Source organism: Streptomyces sp. NBC_01166 (assembly GCF_045039765.1).
Classification (GTDB): Bacteria; Actinomycetota; Actinomycetes; order Streptomycetales; family Streptomycetaceae; genus Streptomyces.
Window position 1 is genome coordinate 5,588,998 of the sequence record NZ_CP108613.1, and the last position, 17,792, is coordinate 5,606,789.

17 protein-coding genes are annotated in these 17,792 nt (G+C 71.2%); 6 read left to right on the top strand and 11 right to left on the bottom strand.

Annotated elements, in window-relative coordinates; genetic code table 11:
* Nucleotides 1-44 precede the first annotated feature (44 nt).
* Nucleotides 45-830 carry a glucosamine-6-phosphate deaminase gene (gene nagB, locus OG379_RS25885; protein ID WP_405665403.1) on the bottom strand — a complete coding sequence of 262 codons (786 nt, stop codon included), beginning with the start codon at nucleotides 828-830 and terminating at the stop codon, nucleotides 45-47.
* Between the two features lie 689 nt (nucleotides 831-1,519).
* On the opposite strand from nagB, the gene OG379_RS25890 reads away from it, so the two are divergent.
* The gene (locus tag OG379_RS25890; protein ID WP_393763597.1) at nucleotides 1,520-2,986 is read left to right on the top strand and encodes a sensor histidine kinase; all 1,467 of its coding nucleotides are present in this window, start codon (nucleotides 1,520-1,522) and stop codon (nucleotides 2,984-2,986) included.
* A 179-nt stretch (nucleotides 2,987-3,165) separates the two neighbouring features.
* Here the strand turns inward: OG379_RS25890 and OG379_RS25895 are convergent, their stop codons facing one another.
* On the bottom strand, nucleotides 3,166-3,423 hold the full coding sequence (locus OG379_RS25895) for a WhiB family transcriptional regulator (protein WP_003953983.1): 258 nt from the start codon (nucleotides 3,421-3,423) through the stop codon (nucleotides 3,166-3,168).
* Nucleotides 3,424-3,743: 320 nt separating this feature from the next.
* On the bottom strand, nucleotides 3,744-4,712 hold the full coding sequence (locus tag OG379_RS25900) for a diacylglycerol/lipid kinase family protein (RefSeq protein ID WP_405665405.1): 969 nt from the start codon (nucleotides 4,710-4,712) through the stop codon (nucleotides 3,744-3,746).
* Between the two features lie 148 nt (nucleotides 4,713-4,860).
* On the opposite strand from OG379_RS25900, the gene OG379_RS25905 reads away from it, so the two are divergent.
* Nucleotides 4,861-5,313, top strand: coding sequence for a hypothetical protein (locus OG379_RS25905; RefSeq protein ID WP_393763459.1), 453 nt, complete (start codon nucleotides 4,861-4,863; stop codon nucleotides 5,311-5,313).
* A 61-nt stretch (nucleotides 5,314-5,374) separates the two neighbouring features.
* Here the strand turns inward: OG379_RS25905 and OG379_RS25910 are convergent, their stop codons facing one another.
* The 3 genes from OG379_RS25910 to OG379_RS25920 form a co-directional block, all read right to left on the bottom strand.
* Nucleotides 5,375-6,328, bottom strand: a complete 954-nt coding sequence (locus OG379_RS25910; protein ID WP_405665407.1) for an RNA polymerase sigma factor SigF — start codon at nucleotides 6,326-6,328, stop codon at nucleotides 5,375-5,377.
* Nucleotides 6,325-6,738: an anti-sigma regulatory factor gene (locus OG379_RS25915; RefSeq protein WP_014154139.1), complete on the bottom strand. Its 414-nt coding sequence runs from the start codon at nucleotides 6,736-6,738 to the stop codon at nucleotides 6,325-6,327. The genes OG379_RS25910 and OG379_RS25915 overlap by 4 nt, the downstream gene beginning before the upstream one ends.
* A gap of 230 nt (nucleotides 6,739-6,968) precedes the next feature.
* Nucleotides 6,969-7,229, bottom strand: coding sequence for a UBP-type zinc finger domain-containing protein (locus OG379_RS25920; RefSeq protein WP_405665408.1), 261 nt, complete (start codon nucleotides 7,227-7,229; stop codon nucleotides 6,969-6,971).
* A gap of 53 nt (nucleotides 7,230-7,282) precedes the next feature.
* On the opposite strand from OG379_RS25920, the gene OG379_RS25925 reads away from it, so the two are divergent.
* Nucleotides 7,283-8,884, top strand: coding sequence for a Na+/H+ antiporter (locus tag OG379_RS25925; protein ID WP_405665410.1), 1,602 nt, complete (start codon nucleotides 7,283-7,285; stop codon nucleotides 8,882-8,884).
* On the opposite strand, the gene OG379_RS25930 is transcribed toward OG379_RS25925, so the two are convergent.
* The 4 genes from OG379_RS25930 to OG379_RS25945 form a co-directional block, all read right to left on the bottom strand.
* Nucleotides 8,885-9,793 carry a 1-aminocyclopropane-1-carboxylate deaminase/D-cysteine desulfhydrase gene (locus OG379_RS25930; protein WP_405665412.1) on the bottom strand — a complete coding sequence of 303 codons (909 nt, stop codon included), beginning with the start codon at nucleotides 9,791-9,793 and terminating at the stop codon, nucleotides 8,885-8,887. It abuts the gene before it with no gap.
* Nucleotides 9,794-9,822: 29 nt separating this feature from the next.
* Entirely contained in the window at nucleotides 9,823-10,413 is a 591-nt protein-coding gene (locus tag OG379_RS25935; RefSeq protein ID WP_393763468.1) for an N-acetylmuramoyl-L-alanine amidase, read from the bottom strand.
* A gap of 142 nt (nucleotides 10,414-10,555) precedes the next feature.
* On the bottom strand, nucleotides 10,556-11,752 hold the full coding sequence (locus tag OG379_RS25940) for a globin domain-containing protein (RefSeq protein WP_405665414.1): 1,197 nt from the start codon (nucleotides 11,750-11,752) through the stop codon (nucleotides 10,556-10,558).
* Nucleotides 11,753-11,885: 133 nt separating this feature from the next.
* Nucleotides 11,886-12,338: an RrF2 family transcriptional regulator gene (locus OG379_RS25945; protein WP_401618841.1), complete on the bottom strand. Its 453-nt coding sequence runs from the start codon at nucleotides 12,336-12,338 to the stop codon at nucleotides 11,886-11,888.
* A 98-nt stretch (nucleotides 12,339-12,436) separates the two neighbouring features.
* Here OG379_RS25945 and OG379_RS25950 point away from each other — a divergent pair, with 98 nt between their 5' ends.
* Complete coding sequence (locus OG379_RS25950; RefSeq protein WP_405665416.1) at nucleotides 12,437-13,894, top strand: FAD-binding oxidoreductase; 1,458 nt, start codon at nucleotides 12,437-12,439, stop codon at nucleotides 13,892-13,894.
* Here OG379_RS25950 and OG379_RS25955 read toward each other — a convergent pair.
* Nucleotides 13,875-14,885: a questin oxidase family protein gene (locus OG379_RS25955; RefSeq protein ID WP_405665418.1), complete on the bottom strand. Its 1,011-nt coding sequence runs from the start codon at nucleotides 14,883-14,885 to the stop codon at nucleotides 13,875-13,877. The genes OG379_RS25950 and OG379_RS25955 overlap by 20 nt on opposite strands.
* Before the next feature lie 275 nt (nucleotides 14,886-15,160).
* Here OG379_RS25955 and OG379_RS25960 point away from each other — a divergent pair, with 275 nt between their 5' ends.
* On the top strand, nucleotides 15,161-16,564 hold the full coding sequence (locus OG379_RS25960; RefSeq protein ID WP_405665420.1) for a family 2B encapsulin nanocompartment shell protein: 1,404 nt from the start codon (nucleotides 15,161-15,163) through the stop codon (nucleotides 16,562-16,564).
* Between the two features lie 98 nt (nucleotides 16,565-16,662).
* On the top strand, nucleotides 16,663-17,706 hold the full coding sequence (locus OG379_RS25965; RefSeq protein WP_405665422.1) for a family 2 encapsulin nanocompartment cargo protein polyprenyl transferase: 1,044 nt from the start codon (nucleotides 16,663-16,665) through the stop codon (nucleotides 17,704-17,706).
* Nucleotides 17,707-17,792 lie beyond the last annotated feature (86 nt).

The window sequence follows — 17,792 nt, forward strand, 5'->3', positions numbered from 1 at the left end:
CGGGTCACCGTCACAGGTGCCCGGCCCTCACGCGTACGGGGTCCCTACAGACCCTGCCACCGCGGCTTCGCGGCATATGTGGCGCGGAAGTAGTCCGCCAGCTTCAGCTTGGACGCCGCCGCCTCGTCGACCACCACCGTGGCGTGCGGATGCAGCTGGAGCGCCGAGGCCGGCACGACCGAGGCGACCGGGCCCTCGACCGTCCGGGCGACCGCTTCGGCCTTGCCCTCGCCGGTGGCGAGCAGGATCGGGTGGCGCGACTCCAGGATGGTGCCGATGCCCTGGGTGATGACATGGCGGGGCACCTGCTCGATGTCGTCGTCGAAGAAGCGCGCGTTGTCGATCCGCGTCTGCTCGGTCAGCGTCTTGATGCGGGTGCGGGAGGCGAGCGAGGAGCACGGCTCGTTGAAGCCGATGTGCCCGTCGGTGCCGATGCCGAGCAGCTGGAGGTCGACGCCGCCGGCCTCGGCGAGCGCCTTGTCGTACTCCTCGCAGGCCGCCTGGACGTCCTCGGCGGTGCCGTCCGGGCCCATGAAGGACTTCTCGGACAGGCCGAGCGGTTCGACGACCTCGCGCAGCACGACCGAGCGGTACGACTCGGGGTGGCCCGCGGGCAGCCCGACGTACTCGTCGAGCTGGCAGATGCGGACGCGCGAGGCGTCCACGGCGCCGGAGCGGACCTTCGCGGTGAGGGCCTGGTAGATGGGCAGCGGGGTCGAGCCGGTGGCCACGCCGAGCAGGGCGTCGGGCTTGCTGCTCAGCAGGGACGCGATGGCCTCCGCGATCAGTTCGCCGCCTGCTGTGGCGTCCGGGACGATGACAACTTCCACGCTGTGCCTGCCGATCTGGAGAGTGGCGTCATGTGGTATAGACCAATCTGGAAGCCAATCTAGCAGAACGGCACGGCTGTGAGGTGAACCGTCCGCCGGTGGGTCATCGGTTGTCGCCCTGTCGGCGGACCGTCCCGGCCGCGGGGGGAGCGCCCCCGGAAACACCCGCGGGCCGCGGCGCCGGGACAGGACCCTCAGCCTGTCCGGCACCGCAGCCCGGAGCTGCGGGCCTGCCTTTCGGAACGGGCCGGGGCTCGCGCGCCCCGGTGCGCACATCTGCCGCGTTGTCGTCAGTCGCCGACGCTCCGCGCCGACTCCTTCCTCCGCCTTGCAGCTGCACGCACCGGACCCCGCTCGCTGATCCGGCCTGTTCCAAAAGGCAGGCCCTGCCTGGCCGGCGGTGTGCGGTGCCTCCGGCCACTGGAGGCACCGGCGCAGTCAGGGCAGAGAGCGCCGGTTACCTCGATCCGCTCTCCTGTGCGGGGAGAGCGGAGGTCTGTCTCGCAGGGGACACGTCCTGACCGTGTCACCCCTACGTGGTGCATTGTGGACTAGACCAATAGTCTGTGTCCATCCATGTGCGCGGACAATCTCCCGCCCGCGCACGCGCCCTCACAGTGTCACGTATCCGGGGACCGAACGGTTCGGAACCTCTTCGTCTGCACAGGTACGCTCGCCATGTGCCCTCCATGAACGACCTCGTCCGCCAGCACACAGCCCTGAGTGACACCGACCTCGAGTGGCTCCATCTGCTGGTCTCGGAGTGGCAGCTGCTCTCCGACCTGTCCTTCGCCGACCTCGTCCTGTGGGTGCCCACCCGCGACGGGACCCGCTATGTGTCCGTCGCGCAGATGCGGCCCAACACCGGCCCCACCTCCTACCAGGACGACATGGTCGGCCACCTCGTGCCGCGCGGCCGCCGGCCGCTGCTCGACGCCGCCCTGGACGAGGGCCGCATCGTGCGCGAGGGGGATCCGGAGTGGCGGGAGGAAGTGCCTGTCCGGGTCGAGTCGATCCCCGTGCGGAGAGAGGGCCGGATCCTCGGGGTCATCGCCCGCAACACCAACCTGCTCACCGTGCGCACGCCGTCGAGGCTGGAGCTCACCTACCTCCAGTCCGCCTCCGACCTGGCCCAGATGATCGCGGCGGGCTCCTTCCCGTTCCCCGGCCAGCAGGTCGACATGGACGCGTCGCCGCGCGTCGGTGACGGGCTGATCAGGCTCGACGCCGACGGCGTCGTGCAGTACGCGAGCCCCAACGGCCTCTCCGCCTACCACCGGCTCGGCCTGGCCTCGGACCTGGTCGGCCACAACCTCGGGGCGACCACCGCCGAACTCGCACCGTCCCGCGGCCCGGTCGACGAGGCCCTGGTCAAGGTGGCGAGCGGATACGCGCCCCGGGAGTTCGAGGTCGAGGGTGCCGGCGGGGTCATCCAGTTGCGCGCGATCCCGCTCAAGCCCAAGGGGGTGCGCATCGGTTCGCTGGTGCTGCTCCGCGACGTCACGGAACTGCGGCGTCGCGAGCGGGAATTGATCACCAAGGACGCCACCATCCGGGAGATCCACCACCGGGTGAAGAACAACCTCCAGACCGTGGCCGCCCTGTTGCGGCTCCAGGCGCGCCGGATGGACTCCGAGCGGGGCCGGGAGGCGCTCAACGAGGCGGTGCGGCGCGTCGGTTCGATCGCCATCGTCCATGAGACGCTGTCCCAGAATCTGGACGAGCGGGTCGAGTTCGACGAGATCGCCGACCGGGTGATCGCGATGGTCGCGGAGATCTCGCCCGGAAAGGTCACCTGCCGGCGCACGGGGCGCTTCGGGATTCTCGACGCGGAGGTGGCCACGCCGCTCTCCATGGTGCTGACCGAGGTGCTGCAGAACGCCCTGGAGCACGCGTTCACCGTGGCCGAGCAGGGCACGGTGGAGGTGTCCGCGGTGCGCGGCGGCTCACCGACCGAGGGCCGGCTGCTGATCACCGTGACGGATGACGGGCGCGGGCTGCCCGAGGGGTTCGACCCGCAGCGGGCCGGCAATCTCGGACTGCAGATCGTGCGGACCCTGGTGGAGGGTGAGCTGGGCGGCACCTTCGGCATGGTCCCGGCCCCGGAACGCGGCACGCAGGTGGTGCTCGACATCCCCGTACAGCACGACAAGTAGCGCGGCGGCGACGGCCGCCGCACAGCAGTGGGCCCGGACCGTTGTAACGGTCCGGGCCCACTGCGTGGTGCTCACGGTGCGATGCGCTTCGGGGGTACTGCGCGCTGCGACTCGAAGGCGGGGCTGTGCGTACGCTCTGTACGCGCCGCCTGGCTGAGGCTCGTTGTGGGGGGCGTCGGTCAGGCGCTGGCGTTACGCGCCCGGTTGCGAGCGGCACGGCGCTTCATTGCGCGGCGCTCGTCCTCGCTGAGGCCACCCCAGACGCCGGAGTCCTGGCCGGACTCGAGCGCCCACTGCAGGCACTGCTCCATGACGGGGCAGCGACGGCAGACGGCCTTGGCTTCCTCGATCTGCAGCAGCGCAGGACCGGTGTTGCCGATGGGGAAGAACAGCTCGGGGTCTTCCTCACGACAAACGGCGTTGTGACGCCAGTCCATGGCTGCTACCTCTCCTTGGTATTACATGCTGGTGCTTGTGAATGTGAACGCTTTCACGAATCCCCCCGCAGACGAAGGTCCGACGCCCAGATGAACTGGATGTGGTCCTGTTGTGGTGAGGAGGGGTTCTGGCTCTCAGTGGAGGCCGATGTTGCGGGCCGTCCCGATCGCCATGTAGAGATTCGCAAACCTCGGCGGCGGATACAACCCCTTCTGGAAAGTTTTTTTTGATTCCTCGGTGTCGACTAGGTCACAGCCGTACTTCTAAGGGGTGGGGGCCAGCCCAAACGTTCGAGTTAAAGGACTTTCGCCCCTTCTACTCACACAATCACACGCAGTGCACGGCGTACGCCTGTGAACGTCACGCTCGTACGCAGTCCCAGGTGGTCGCCGTCCATCTGGAAGGGCAGTGGAGCCTTGGAATGCAAGGTGAAGTCCGTGAGGTCGTGCAGGGACACGGCGTGCTTGCCGTGCGGGCCTCTCTCCGGGCTCGAAGTGAGCAGCTGAGTGGCGTACCGGGCGACGGCGGGGGTGGAGAGATGCTTCAGGCCGAGGACGTCCAGGGCGCTGTCGAAGGATGCCTTCGGGGAGGCGTATATCGGACGGTTCCCCAGGTAGGTCCAGGGTGCGGTGTTGCAGATTATCGACAGCGCGAGGTCGGTGACCGGGTCCTGTCCGGGGACCTCCAGCGTGATCATTCCGTTGCGCCGGTGCGGGTCGTCCATGAACTGCCGCAGCACCTGGCGCACGTACAGCGCATGGGTCGAGCGCTTGCCCCGCTCGCGTTTCTGTTCGACCCGGCCGATGACGCCCGCGTCGAAACCGAGCCCGGCGCAGAAGGTGAACCACCGGCCGGGGACGGCCTCGTCCGCCGTGCCTGGGGTGCCGGCCGCCAGGCCGAGCCCCACCGTGCGCTCGCTGCGGGCCTCGAGGGCGTCCAGGATGGCGCCCGTCGCCTCCACGGCGTCGTTCGGGATGCCCAGGGCCCGGGCGAAGACGTTGGTGGAACCGCCGGGGACCACGGCGAGGCTCGGCAGACCCTCCGGGTCCGGGCCGTCGTGGAGCAGTCCGTTGACCACCTCGTTGACCGTGCCGTCGCCTCCGAGCGCGACCACCAGGTCGATGTCGTCGGAATCGGCTGCCCGTCGCCCCAGGTCCCGGGCGTGCCCGCGGTACTCCGTGGTCACGGCCTCGATCTTCATCTCGCTCGCCAAGGCGTGGATCAGCACGTCACGCGTACGCGCGCTGGTGGTGGTGGCAGCTGGGTTGACCACGAGAAGTGCGCGCATGCCCGCCAGAGTACCTACCGCGCGGTACCTCCCTGAAGTCCCGATCCGCCGGGTCCACGCGTGGTCACTCAGAGTGATCCGTCCCCGTGCCATGTGCGCCGGCGCCCCGGCTTCGCGTTCGAGGGGCCGGGATGCGAATCTGAAAGGCGTGAGCACTCAGCAGAACACGCCCTCTCCGTCGCCCTCGGCCGGCCAGGAGAAGCCGGGGCGGATCGCCGCACTGGCCGGACTCAACGCGCTCGAAGGCGCGGCGCTCGCCGTCGGCGGGATCTACATGCTGGCCGTCGGTCTTTTCGGCCGGCCCGACAGCATCCAGCAGGCCGAGATGGGCGGACTCACGCTGGTGGCACTCGGCCTGATCCCGCTGTTCGCGGCCCGTGGCCTGCTGCGGCGCCGCAGCTGGAGCCGGGGCCCCGCTCTCATCACCCAGCTCATGGCGCTGCCGGTGGCCTGGACGCTGCTGCGTGCCCAGGGCGCCCTGATCCCGGCGGGCATCGCCCTCGCGGCGGTCGCAGTGACGGCGCTCGTGCTGTTGTTCGATCCCGCGACGACGGAGGCCCTGGGCATCCGTCGGGGGCCGCGGACGACCCCCGACGCCTGATCTGCCGCGCAGCGCGACCGGTCCTGCCGGCCGTGCCACGGCTCCGTACGCCCAGGGGCGGCTACTCCTCCACGAGCAGCCGCTCGCGCAGCTGAGCCAGCGTGCGGGCCAGCAGGCGGGAGACGTGCATCTGGGAGATGCCGACCTCCTGCGCGATCTGCGACTGGGTCATGTTGCCGAAGAAACGCAGCAGCAGGATCCGCTTCTCGCGGGGCGGGAGATCCTCCAGCAGCGGCTTGAGCGACTCGCGGTACTCGACGCCTTCCAGCGCCTCGTCCTCGGAGCCCAGTGTGTCCGCGACCGCCGGCGACTCGTCGTCCGTGTCCGGGACGTCGAGCGAGAGGGTGCTGTAGGCATTGGCCGATTCCAGCCCCTCCAGGACCTCCTCCTCGGAGATACCGAGGCGCTCCGCCAGCTCGTGCACGGTGGGGGAGCGGCCGTGCTGCTGAGAGAGCTCGGCGGTTGCCGTGGTCAACGACAGCCGCAGCTCCTGGAGACGCCGCGGGACCCGCACCGCCCAGCCCTTGTCCCGGAAGTGGCGCTTGATCTCGCCGACGACCGTGGGGGTGGCGTACGTCGAGAACTCGACGCCGCGGTCCGGGTCGAACCGGTCGACCGACTTGATCAGCCCGATCGTGGCGACCTGCGTCAGGTCGTCCAGCGGCTCGCCGCGGTTGCGGAATCTGCGGGCCAGGTGCTCCACGAGCGGCAGATGCATGCGCACCAGCCGGTTGCGCAGCTCGGCCTTCTCCGGCGACCCGTCGGGAAGCTCCCGGAGCTCGATGAAGAGCGCCCGTGCCCCACTGCGGTCGTGCGGATCGTGGTGCCCGTGCTCGCTCATCCGGCCCGCCCGCTCCGTCTGCGACTGCTCCGGCGCGGTCGGTCGGCCCTGCGCGCCTTCCGCCCCGCCTTCCGGATGCGGCCGGGCCTGCTGCTCCGGAAGGGCGGCCGGGCGCACCGGCTCCGACCGGATCGTCTCGTCCCGCACAGGACCGTCCCCGTTCCCGTCGCTCACGCCGGCCCGGGTCCCGCGCCGCGCTGTTTGTAGAGGCTGATGCTGACCGTACGGTCGTCGGCGACCGTGGAGTCGACCTTGCCGGCCAGTGCGGAGAGCACCGTCCAGGCGAAGGTGTCGCGCTCAGGGGCGCGGCCGTCCGTCGTGGGGGCCGAGACGGTCACCTCGAGGGAATCGCCGACGAGTCGGAAGACGCAGCTGAGGACGGAGCCGGGCACGGCCTGCTGGAGCAGGATCGCGCAGGCCTCGTCGACCGCGATGCGAAGATCCTCGATCTCGTCGAGAGTGAAGTCCAAGCGCGCTGCGAGGCCGGCCGTGGCCGTACGCAGCACCGACAGGTAGGCACCCGCAGCGGGCAGCCGGACCTCTACGAAGTCCTGGTTCCCGGGCTCGCCTGCGATCTGGGACACCCTCACCTCCAAGGTGGCACAAACTCGTTCGAGGCTCCGGGACGGGTGCCCGGGGCCATGCGGTGCGTCGTCGGTTCTGTGGTTCGGCGACGCTGTCGCGACCCATGATGCCGTGTCGCCGAGACCGCAAGCCGCTGATTACTCATGGTAGGCACATGAGTACACACAGTGGCTAGGGGTCTGCGGCGGTCAATTGCGAAGAACCGGCGCCGGTTTGACGTACCCAGACGTCAGACGATCGAACCGTCCACGAAGCACCAGCGCCAGCTCTCCGCGCATTCGAAGCTGCGCATCACCGGATGACCGGTCGCCTCGAAGTGCCCCGTCGCGTGCTTCAGCGGCGAGGAATCACAGCACCCGACGTGACCGCAGACGAGGCAGAGCCGCAATTGCACGGGATGGGTGCCGGCCGCCAGACACTCGGGGCAGGTGTCGCTGAGCGGGGCGGGTTCGGGGCGCGGCAGTTCGGATACGTGGAGGCACTCACTCATGATGGCCACGTTACGACGGGTGAGGTCGTTACGTCGGATGTGAGGACAGTGAGATGGACGCATTGCCGCTGGTGGCGCTGGTCGCGGCAAGCGCGGCGGTCGCGGGGGCCGCCCGCCGGACACCGGTGCCCCCGCCGCTGCTGCTGGTCGCCGCCGGTCTGCTGGCCTCCTACCTGCCGGGAGTGCCGAGCTACACGCTGGACGCGCACATCGTGCTGCCGCTGCTCCTGCCGCCGTTGCTCTACACGGCGGCGGTCGACAGCTCGTACCTCGATCTGCGGGCCAACCTGCGGCCGGTCGCCCTGCTCTCCGTGGGGTACGTGCTCTTCGCGACGGTCGCGGTGGGATGGCTGGCCTATCTCCTCGTCCCGGACCTGCCGCTCACCGCCGCACTGGTGCTCGGCGCGGTGGTCGCCCCGCCGGACGCCGTCACGGCCGCGGCGATCGCGCGCAGGGTGGGACTGCCCGCCCGGGTCACCACGATCCTGCAGGGTGAGTCCCTGGTGAACGACGCCACCGCGATCACCGCGTTCAAGGTGGCCCTCGCGGCTGCCGTCGGCGAGGGCATGAGCTGGGGCGCCGGGATCGGTGAATTCGTGCTGGCGTCGGTCGGCGGCATCGGTGTCGGCCTGCTGCTGATGGTGCCGCTGCACTGGCTGCGTACGCACCTCAAGGAGGCGCTGCTCCAGAACACCCTGTCGCTGCTGATCCCTTTCGTCGCCTACGCGGCCGCGGAGCGGGTGCACGCCTCCGGGGTGCTCGCCGTCGTGGTCGTCGCGCTCTACCTGGGGCACCGCTCCTGGCAGGTCGACTTCGCGACGCGGCTCCAGGAGGCGGCGGTCTGGAAGATGGTCGCGTTCGTCCTGGAGTCGGCGGTCTTCGCCCTCATCGGGCTGCAGCTGCCCTTCGTGCTCCGGGGGCTCGGCTCCTACAGCGTGTCCGAGGCCTTCGGATACGCGGTCCTCGTGTTCGTGGCCGTGGTCGTGGTGCGCTTCGTCTGGGTGTACCCGGCGACCTACCTGCCGCACTGGCTCTCCAGACGCATCAGGGAGCGCGAGGGGGAGCTCTCCTGGAGCTCGCCCCTGATTGTCGGGTGGGCCGGGATGCGGGGCGTCGTCTCGCTCGCCATCGCCTTCTCCATCCCCATGGTCACGCACGACGGGGAGGACTTCCCCGCTCGCAACCTGGTGCTCTTCCTGACCTTCACGACCGTCATCGGGACGCTGGTCGTCCAGGGGCTGAGCCTGCCCCTCCTGGTACGCGTACTGAAGCTGCCGAGGCGCAGCGAGCGGGCCGCGACGCTGGCCGAGGCGCAGGCGCAGAACGAGGCCTCCACGGCCGCCGACGCCTCGCTGGAGGCGCTGCTGGCCGATCCGCGCAACGCACTGCCCGATCCCCTCGTCCAGCGGCTGCGCGCCGTCATGGAACGGCGCCGCAACGCGGTCTGGGAGAGGCTCGGCGCGGCCAATCCGGTCACCGGGGAATCGGCGGACGACACCTACCGGCGGCTGGCGAGGGACATGATCGCCGCCGAGCGCGAGGTCTTCGTACGCCTCAGGGACGAGCGGCGGATCGACGACGAGATGCTGCGTGTCCTGCTGCGGCGGCTGGACCTGGAGGAGGCCGCCGCCTACCGGGAGTCGGACGGCGCGTGATCACGCCCCGGGCGGTTCCGGACGGCCCGTGACGACCGCGGTGACCGTGGAGCCCGGAGCGAAGGCGCCCTCCCCGGCCCTCACCGTCAGCCCGTACAGGAGTTTGGCCACGTAGAGCCGCTCGACGGGCAGGCCGTGGCGGTCCTCGAAGTCGTCAGCGAAGGCGTGCAGTTCCGGAGTGGTGCGGGCGTACCCGCCGAAGTGGAAGCGTTCGTCCAGGGACCACTGTCCGGTCGGGGCGCCGAAGGCCTCCCGCTGCAGATCGCGCACCGCCGCTCCCAGGAAGCCCCCACGCAGGACGGGGATGCCCAGGGCGCGCTGTCCGTGGCCGAGTCCGGCGGCCAGCCCCGCGAGGGTGCCGCCGGTGCCACAGGCGACGGCCACCGTGCCGGTCCGGCCGAGCAGCTCCCGGCCGAGCCCTGTGCAGCCCTGTGCGGCGAGCGCGTTGCTGCCGCCCTCCGGGATGACCAGGCACTCCCCGAAGAGGCCCAGCAGGCCTTCCAGGACGTCGGGAGAGGCCTTCGCGCGGTAGGTCGCCCGGTCCACGAAGTGCAGACGCATGCCGTCGGCCGCACACCGCGCGAGTGAGGGGTTCAGCGGACGGTCGGCCAGTTCGTCCCCCCGTACGACGCCGACGGTGGGGAAGCCCAGCAGGCGTCCGGCGGCGGCCGTCGCCCGGAGGTGGTTCGAGTAGGCGCCGCCGAAGGTGAGAACGGTTCGGCCGGCGGCGGCCCGGAGATTGAGGGCCAGTTTGCGCCACTTGTTGCCCGGGAGGTCCGGGTGGATCAGGTCGTCGCGCTTGAGGAGCAGCGTCACGCCGTGCCGCGCGAAGCGCTCGTCCTCGGCCGGCTGCAGGGGTGAGGGGAGCACCGGCTGCAGCCGGGAGAGGTCGAGCTCTTCGTCGGTCATGCCCTCATTGTCCGCCGCCCGGGGATCTCCTACTTCAGCCGGTCGTGGATGCGGTTGCGCATCCCCGTCATCGAGAAGCCGCGCGGGTCGACCTTGCCGGGCTGCCACTCGAGGTGCCCGATGACCGACGGAGCGTCCCAGCCGTGGAAGCGGCAGACCGCCGCCGCCGCCTTCTCGATGGCCTCGAGCTGGACGGCGGGCCACGGGTCCTTCCCGTCGCCGAGGTTCTCGCACTCGAAGCCGTAGAAGTGCCGGTTCCCGTCGGTGTTGGACTCGTTGTCCGACGGCAGGCGCTTCTCGGCGATGACGGCGCGCAGGACGTCGTCGTCGCCGAGCCCGGCGTGGTTGGCGCGGCCGTAGCCGACCAGGTGGACCCGGCCGTCCTTGGCGATCACCCCGTGGCAGAGGGGGCCCGGAAGCCCCGAGTAGCCGTCGCGGCAGATCTCGACGGTGCGGGCGGTCCCCTTCGTGACGGTGTGGTGGATCATCACGCCGTGCACCGGCCCCCAGGGGCCCTTGTGGTTGCGGTTGTGCGTACGCCAGTCGCCCACCTGGACGACGGTGAGCCCCTCGTTCTTGAGGGCCTTGAGGAAGTTGCTGGCGGACATCGGTGAGGACATTGCCGACTCCTTCGTTAGCGGGGGAGCGTGTCCGTACAGCGCTTGTACCGGAACACGAGGCTCCGGCAAACCTGTTCGAGCACTGTTCGCGTCGTGTGCGATTCGATCCGGACAGTCCGCGAGTGCCCCGGGCGAGCCGTGCTCAGTCCTGGGCGAGCCAGAGATCGGGGCCGAACACCTCGTAGTGGATGTCCGCCGACGCCACTCCCTTCGCGAGGAGTTGTGAGCGGACGGCGCGCATGAAGGGCAGCGGACCGCAGAGGTAGGCACGGGTGCCCGGGGCGACCGGGAGGCCGCTCAGGTCCACGGTGCCGGTGCGCCCGGCGGCCCGGCCGGGCTCCGGGTTCTCGTACCAGAAGTGGGCGGACGCTCCGGGGAGCACGGCGGTGAGCGCCTCGTGGTCCGTACGGAGCGCGTGGTCGGCCGGGGACCGGTCGCCGTGCACCACGGTGACGGGCGAACGGTGACCCTCCTCGGCGAGGTGCTCCAGCATCGACATGATCGGCGTGCAGCCGATGCCGGCCGAGGCGAGGAGCAGCGGGGCGTCGGAGCCGTCGAGCACGAGATCTCCGTACGGCGCCGAGACGCGCAGCCGGTCGCCCGCGCCCAGCCGGGCGTGCAGGTGCGCGGAGACCTCGCCATCCGGGCCGTCCGTGCCGCGTACCCGCTTGACAGAGAAGGAGCGCAGGGCGGCGCCGGGCGCCCCGGTGAGGCTGTACTGGCGTATCTGCCGGGCGCCGTCGGGGAGTTCCACCTGGACGGAGATGTACTGGCCCGGCCGGAAATCGGGGGCCGGTGCGCCGTCGGAGGGGGTGAGCCGGAAGGTGGCCACGTCAGGGGTGTCCTCGACGCGGGAGACCACCGTCCACTCGCGCCAGACATCACCCGCCGTCACGCCCCGCTGCGCGTAGAGCCGCTCCTCGATCGCGATCAGGGCGTTGGCCATCAGCCAGTAGACCTCGTCCCAGGCCGCGGCGACCTCGGGGGTGACGGCGTCGCCGAGCACCTCGGCGATCGCGGCGAAGAGGTGCGTGTGCACGATCTCGTACTGCGGGGCGGTGATGCCGAGCGAGGCGTGTTTGTTGGCTATGCGGCTCAGCATCACATCGGGCCGGGTGTCCGGGTGCTCGACGAGTTGGGTGGCGAAGGCGGTGATCGACCCGGCGAGCGCCTGGCGCTGTGTGCCCGAAGCCTGGTTGCCCCGGTTGAACAGGTCCCGGAGAAGCTCAGGGTGGGCGTCGAAGAGCTTCCGGTAGAAGAGGTCCGCGATGTCCCCGATGGCCGCCCCCACGGCGGGAAGTGTCGCTCGGACAGTGGCGGTCGACGTCTCGGAGAGCATCGGGTGACTCCTGGGGGTGAGGGCCCGCCGGATCGCGGCCGGGCAGATAACTGGTATATGAGATGCGTATTTTTGGGCGGGCGTGACCGCCTGTCGCGCGCAGTGGGGTGCGTGGGGGCGGGCGCGCGGCGGGTCAGCCGGGCGAGGGGCGGCCGCGGCTGATGCCCATCAGCAGCGGGCCGGTGGGGGAGGAGACGAGATCGCCGACCGTGAGCGGGTCGAGCGAGGCGTAGAACGCCTCCTCGGCCCGGCGCAGCGCGGAGCGGAGCAGGCAGGCGGAGCGCAGGGGGCACGGTGTGCCGCCCTCGCATTCGACGACCTCGCCCGGCCCCTCCAGCTGCCTCACCAGGGCACCGATCGAGGCCGCCCGGCCGGCGGTGGTGAGGGAGAGGCCTCCGCCGCGGCCGCGCCGCGCTTCGACCAGGCCGAGGTGCTGGAGGCGGGCGACGACCTTCGCCGCGTGGGTGTACGGCACCTGCATGGTGGCCGCCACCTCGCGGGTGGTCGGCGGGTCCTCGCCCTCCGCCGTGACGGTCAGGCGCATGAGCACCCGCAGCGCCACATCGGTGAATCGCGTCAGCCGCATGGCGGCAGCGTAGGTAAGTTGCATCGCGGATGCAACTTAGGGTGCCCGTCCGCCGTGGGAGGGGCCGCGTCATCATGGGAGGTGCGGCCCCGTGACGGATGCGGGGTGCGCGCGGGCAAGAGAGGTGGTCAGCGGCAGTGCCGAAGCCGAACGCAGCCGACGGGATACCGGCGGACAAGGTCATCACCGACCCGGACAGTCTGGGCCGCTACGCGCACGACGAGGCGGAGTGGGCCCCGGCCGGGCAGCCCCTGGCCGTCGTGCGGCCCCAGGACACCGAAGAGGTGCGGGCGGTCGTCGCGTACTGCGTCGAACACCGCATCCCGGTGATCCCGCGCGGGGCGGGCACAGGCCTCTCGGGCGGGGCCAACGCGGTGGACGGTGCCGTCGTCCTCTCCTTCGAGGACATGAACCGGATCCTGCGCATCGACCCGGTGGAGCGCATCGCCGTCGTCCAGCCGGGCGTCGTCAACGACGATCTGCGCGCCGCCTGCGCCGAACAGGGGCTCTGGTACCCGCCGGACCCGGCGAGCTCACCCTGGTCGACGATCGGCGGCAACACCGCCACCAACGCGGGCGGCATGTGCTGCGTCAAGTACGGCGTGACCCGCGACTACGTGCTCGGACTCGAGGTGGTCAACGGCCTCGGCGAGACCGTACGGGTGGGCCGACAGACCGCGAAGGGGGTGGCCGGGTACGACCTCTGCGGTCTGCTCGTCGGCTCCGAGGGAACCCTCGGCGTGATCACCGAGATCACCGTGAAGCTGCGCGGCGCACGGCCCGCGGAGCGCACCGTGGCGGGCTTCTTCGACTCCGTCGTCGCGGCCGGAGACGCGGTGAGCCGGGTGACGGCGGCGGGCATCGTGCCCTCGGCGCTCGAACTCCTCGACCGGCACTGCCTGAAGGCCGTCGACGAGTGGAAGAACATGGGCCTGTCGGCGGACGCGAACGCGATCCTGCTCGGCCGCGTGGACACCCCGGGAGCCGCGGGCGACGCCGAGGCGGAGGCCGTACGGGCCTGCTTCGCGGAGGCCGGCGCGGCCTGGGCCGAGGTCTCCACCGACCAGGCCGAGGCTGACGCCCTGTTCCAGGCCCGCCGGCTCGCCTACCCGGCGCTGGAGCGGCTGGGCCCGGTGCTCACCGAGGACGTCGTCGTGCCGCGCTCCCGGGTGCCGCAGATGCTCGCGCGCATCGAGGAGATCGCCGGCGCGCACGACGTCCTCATCGCCAACATCGCCCACGCCGGCGACGGGAACCTCCACCCCCTGATCATCACCGAACCGGGCGACGACGCCGCCAGGGCCCGTGCCCAGCTCGCCTTCGAGGACATCCTCGACGCCGCGATCTCCTTCGGCGGCACGGTCACCGGTGAACACGGCGTGGGCCTGCTGAAGATGGGCGGCATGGACCGCGAGGTCGGCCCGGTCAACCTCGCCATGCAGCGAGCGGTGAAGGCGGCCCTGGACCCGCACGGCATCCTCAATCCGGGCAAGGTCGTCGTGTCGGGGGCACCGCTGGCGCACCGAACGGGCCGCTCTACCGAAGAGGTTCACTGAGTTCGACGGCGCGCAGGGCCGCCGCGAGCGACTGCTCGTCGCCGAAGTGCATGGCCGTGTCGGTCAGCTTGATGACGTGCTCGTCGCCGTGGGCCAGGGCGCGTTCCATGACCTCTTCGGGCGCGATCCGGCCCGGCGGTACGTAAGCCACCGGGGCGTCCGGCGCGTACATGGCGGTCACCGCCGCGGACGCGGTCCAGGCCGCCCGGAGGCTCGGCACCCACAGGGCCTCCGGGAGCGCGGGGAGGGTCCGCAGGACGGCGTTGGGGGCCGTGGCCGCGTGGACCAGCATCGTCTCCTCGCCGTGGCCGTGGGTGGCGTACCGGTGGGTGGCGGCCCGGACCAGTTCGGTGAGCCGGCGGCGCGCATCGGCGGGGTCCGTCACCCCGGCGGCCCACACCGGCAGGCTCCTGACCCTGCCGAGCCGGGCGGGGAAGCCGCCTTCCCGCTGGTCGACGGGCGCCACCGCGTCCAGGGCCGCGGCGGCGCTGCCGGCGCCGGGCGCGGGGGCGAGGCCGGTGACGGGGTGGTGGCGGGCCGCCCAGTATCCGAGGCCGTGGGCGAGTTCGGTCAGACGCGGCCCGGTCTCCTCACCCGCCAGGAGCGTGCGCACGGCGTGGCCCACGCGGATCACCGGATGCGTCGATCCGCCGTACATGCCGGGCAGGAGGCGGGGCCACCACAGCGTGAGCACCTCGCGCCAGGGGTGGTCGGCGAGCTCCCGGCCGAAGTAGCCGATCCAGTCGGCGGCGCGGCGCGGGTCGCCCAGTGCGGAACGCCAGTCGGCGTCCGTGACCGGCTCCACGCCGGCCGGGAACTCCTCCAGCCTGGAGGCGTACAGGTCGAGCCAACGGTGCACGGCGGAGGACCGGCCGTTGGCGGCGAGGGCCTCCACGGCCATCGGCGCGTGGTTGGTGAGCCGCCCGAGCCGCTCGGGACCCGAGATGTGCAGCCGCTGGAGGGCCTCGTCGAGAGTGCCTGTCGTATCCATGGCGGGAACGCTAGGCGCCCGTGCGCGGCGCCGTAACGGGCGGAGGACCGGACGCGGAGTGGGCCGGAGTCCTAGGACCAGGGCCCTGAGCGCCCTGCATCCGGCCGGGCCCGGCCCTGCTGATCCGGCCCGGTCCGGGCTGAATGCCTGCGCCTGGTGTGGGCAACGTTCCCGCCCCAGGCCCGAATAGTCACACTCTTTTGTGTAATAGCGCGCCGTGTCCCCGGCTGGGAGTCTTCTTCTCGCAGGTCAGCCCATGATCGAGAGGATGTCGGATGTCCGTTGGTGAAGAGGTTCGCGACACGCAGCCGCCGCAGCAGAGTCTCGGCACAGCGGCTGCGCGGAACCTCGCGACGACGACCAAGTCCGCCCCGCAGATGCAGGAGATCACCTCGCGGTGGCTGCTGCGCATGCTTCCGTGGGTGCAGGTGCAGGGCGGCACATACCGGGTGAACCGGCGACTGAGCTACTCCGTCGGAGACGGCAGGGTGACCTTCGTCCAGACGGGCGACCGGGTCACGGTCATCCCCGCCGAGCTCGGTGAACTTCCGGCCCTGCGCGATTTCGGTGACGAGGAGGTGCTGGCCGAGCTGGCCCGCCGGTGCGAACAGCGCGACGTCGCGGCCGGCGAGGTGCTCGTCGCGTCGGGCGAGGCGGCGGACCGGGTCCATCTGCTGGCCCACGGCAAGATCGAGAAGATCGGGGCCGGGCCGTACGGAGACGAGACGGTGCTCGGAGTCCTCGCCGACGGCGCGTACTTCGGCGACCAGGTCCTGCTCGACGGCGACGCCACCTGGGAGTACACGGCCCGTGCCGTCACCGCCTGCACGCTGCTGACCCTTCGCCGGTCGGACGTGCTCAACCTCGCGGCCCGGGCGGACTCGCTCCGCGACCACCTCGCGGGACTGCTCGCCATCCCGCACCAGCGGACCAACCGCTACGGCGAGGCGGAGATCGACCTGTCCGCGGGACATGTGGGGGAGACCGTCGTCCCGCACACCTTCGTCGACTACGAGTCGGCGCCCCGTGAATACGAACTGAGCGTCGCCCAGACCGTGCTGAAGGTCCACAGCAGGGTGGCCGACCTCTACAACCAGCCGATGAACCAGACCGAGCAGCAGCTGCGGCTCACGGTCGAGGCGCTGCGCGAGCGCCAGGAGCACGAGCTCATCAACAACCGGGAGTTCGGTCTGCTCAACAACTGCGACTACGGGCAGCGTCTCCAGCCCCACGACGGAGCGCCCGGCCCCGACGACATGGACGAACTCCTTTCGCGGAGGCGTGGATCGAAGCTGTTCCTCGCCCACCCGCGCGCCATCGCCGCGTTCGGCCGCGAGTGCAACAGGCGCGGTCTGGTGCCGGAGAGCGTCGAGGTCGGCGGGCACCACGTGCCGGCGTGGCGAGGGGTGCCGATCTTCCCGTGCAACAAGATCCCGGTCACCGACGCCCGCACCACATCGATCATCTGCATGAGGACCGGTGAGGCGGACCAGGGCGTCATCGGGCTCCAGCAGAGCGGCATCCCGGACGAGATCGAACCGAGCCTCTCGGTCCGCTTCATGGGCATCGACGAGCAGGCGATCATCTCGTACCTCGTGACCGCGTACTACTCCGCCGCCGTCCTCGTGCCGGACGCCCTGGGTGTCCTGGAGAACGTGGAGGTGAGCCGCTGGCGGTGACGCTCCCCCGGGCCCGGGCGGCGGTACCGCCCGGGCCCCGGCAGGCCCGAGGCCGCGATCAAGGCGCCCCGAGGCGCCCGGAAGGAGTGACCGTGACCATGACCAGTACGGATGCCGCGATGGAGGGGCACAAGGCCGCCGCGCTCCTGGAGCACACCCGAAACACCGTCGACCCGCACCTCCGGGCGGCCGTCGAGACGCTGCCCGGGGCGATCCGCCGCGTCGCCATGTATCACTTCGGCTGGCAGAACGCCGACGGGACGCCCGCCTCCGGGCAGGCAGGCAAAGCGATCAGGCCGGCGCTCGTCCTGGCCTCCGCCCGTGCGCTGGGAGGGGACCCGGAGGCGGCGATGCGGGCGGCCGTCGCCGTCGAGCTCGCGCACAACTTCACCCTGCTCCACGACGACGTCATCGACGAGGACACCACCCGGCGGCACCGGCCCACGGCCTGGGCGGTGTTCGGTGTGCCGGACGCAGTCATCACGGGTGACGCCATGCTCTCCCTCGCCCTGAGACTGCTGGCGGACGACCCGCATCCGGCATCCGCGCACGCCGCGGTGCGGCTCTCCACCTGCGTCATCGAGCTCTGCGCGGGGCAGCAGGCCGACTGCGCCCTGGAGGACCGCGGCCCCGACGACGTCACGCTGGACGAGTGCCTGGCCATGGCCATGGCCAAGACGGGCGCTCTGCTCGGCTGCGCCTGCGCCCTCGGCGCGCTCTATGCCGGCGCGGGGGAGCGGGCGGTCCGCGCCATGGACGGCTTCGGCCGGGAAGCCGGTCTCGCGTTCCAGCTCATCGACGACCTGATCGGGATCTGGGGGGACACGGACCGCACCGGCAAACCTGTCGGGGCGGACCTGACCGCGCACAAGAAGTCCCTTCCGGTGGTCGCGGCGCTCACCTCGGACACCCCGGCCGCCGCCGAGCTCGCCGCGCTCTACCGGGGGGCCATGAACACGCCGGGGGAGGTGAGTGGTGCCGCCGACGCGGTCGACCGGGCCGGCGGGCGTGACTGGGCACAGACCGCCGCGGCCGACCGGATGGCCAGAGCGGTCCACCACCTGTCCCGCGCGGTGCCCGCGCCGGCCGGGGCCGGAGAACTGCTCGCCCTGGCCGAATTCGTCACCCGCAGAACGCACTGAACCAGGCCGCCCGTGACCGGCCCGGAGGGCCAACTCTAGGATTCCGTAGGTCGGTTGGCACCAATCACGGGACGAAGGGGGCGGGG

Bases quoted from the DNA above. Each gene is read 5' to 3' on its own strand.
- OG379_RS25930 (WP_405665412.1), bottom strand. From the start codon at position 9,793: ATGACCGACGAAGAGCTCGACCTCTCCCGGCTGCAGCCGGTGCTCCCC.
- OG379_RS25895 (WP_003953983.1), bottom strand. From the start codon at position 3,423: ATGGACTGGCGTCACAACGCCGTTTGTCGTGAGGAAGACCCCGAGCTG.
- OG379_RS25935 (WP_393763468.1), bottom strand. From the start codon at position 10,413: ATGTCCTCACCGATGTCCGCCAGCAACTTCCTCAAGGCCCTCAAGAAC.
- OG379_RS25890 (WP_393763597.1), top strand. From the start codon at position 1,520: ATGAACGACCTCGTCCGCCAGCACACAGCCCTGAGTGACACCGACCTC.
- OG379_RS25955 (WP_405665418.1), bottom strand. From the start codon at position 14,885: ATGGATACGACAGGCACTCTCGACGAGGCCCTCCAGCGGCTGCACATC.
- OG379_RS25945 (WP_401618841.1), bottom strand. From the start codon at position 12,338: ATGCGGCTGACGCGATTCACCGATGTGGCGCTGCGGGTGCTCATGCGC.
- OG379_RS25925 (WP_405665410.1), top strand. From the start codon at position 7,283: ATGGACGCATTGCCGCTGGTGGCGCTGGTCGCGGCAAGCGCGGCGGTC.
- OG379_RS25965 (WP_405665422.1), top strand. From the start codon at position 16,663: ATGACCAGTACGGATGCCGCGATGGAGGGGCACAAGGCCGCCGCGCTC.
- OG379_RS25960 (WP_405665420.1), top strand. From the start codon at position 15,161: ATGTCCGTTGGTGAAGAGGTTCGCGACACGCAGCCGCCGCAGCAGAGT.
- OG379_RS25940 (WP_405665414.1), bottom strand. From the start codon at position 11,752: ATGCTCTCCGAGACGTCGACCGCCACTGTCCGAGCGACACTTCCCGCC.
- OG379_RS25920 (WP_405665408.1), bottom strand. From the start codon at position 7,229: ATGAGTGAGTGCCTCCACGTATCCGAACTGCCGCGCCCCGAACCCGCC.
- OG379_RS25900 (WP_405665405.1), bottom strand. From the start codon at position 4,712: ATGCGCGCACTTCTCGTGGTCAACCCAGCTGCCACCACCACCAGCGCG.
- OG379_RS25950 (WP_405665416.1), top strand. From the start codon at position 12,437: ATGCGGGGTGCGCGCGGGCAAGAGAGGTGGTCAGCGGCAGTGCCGAAG.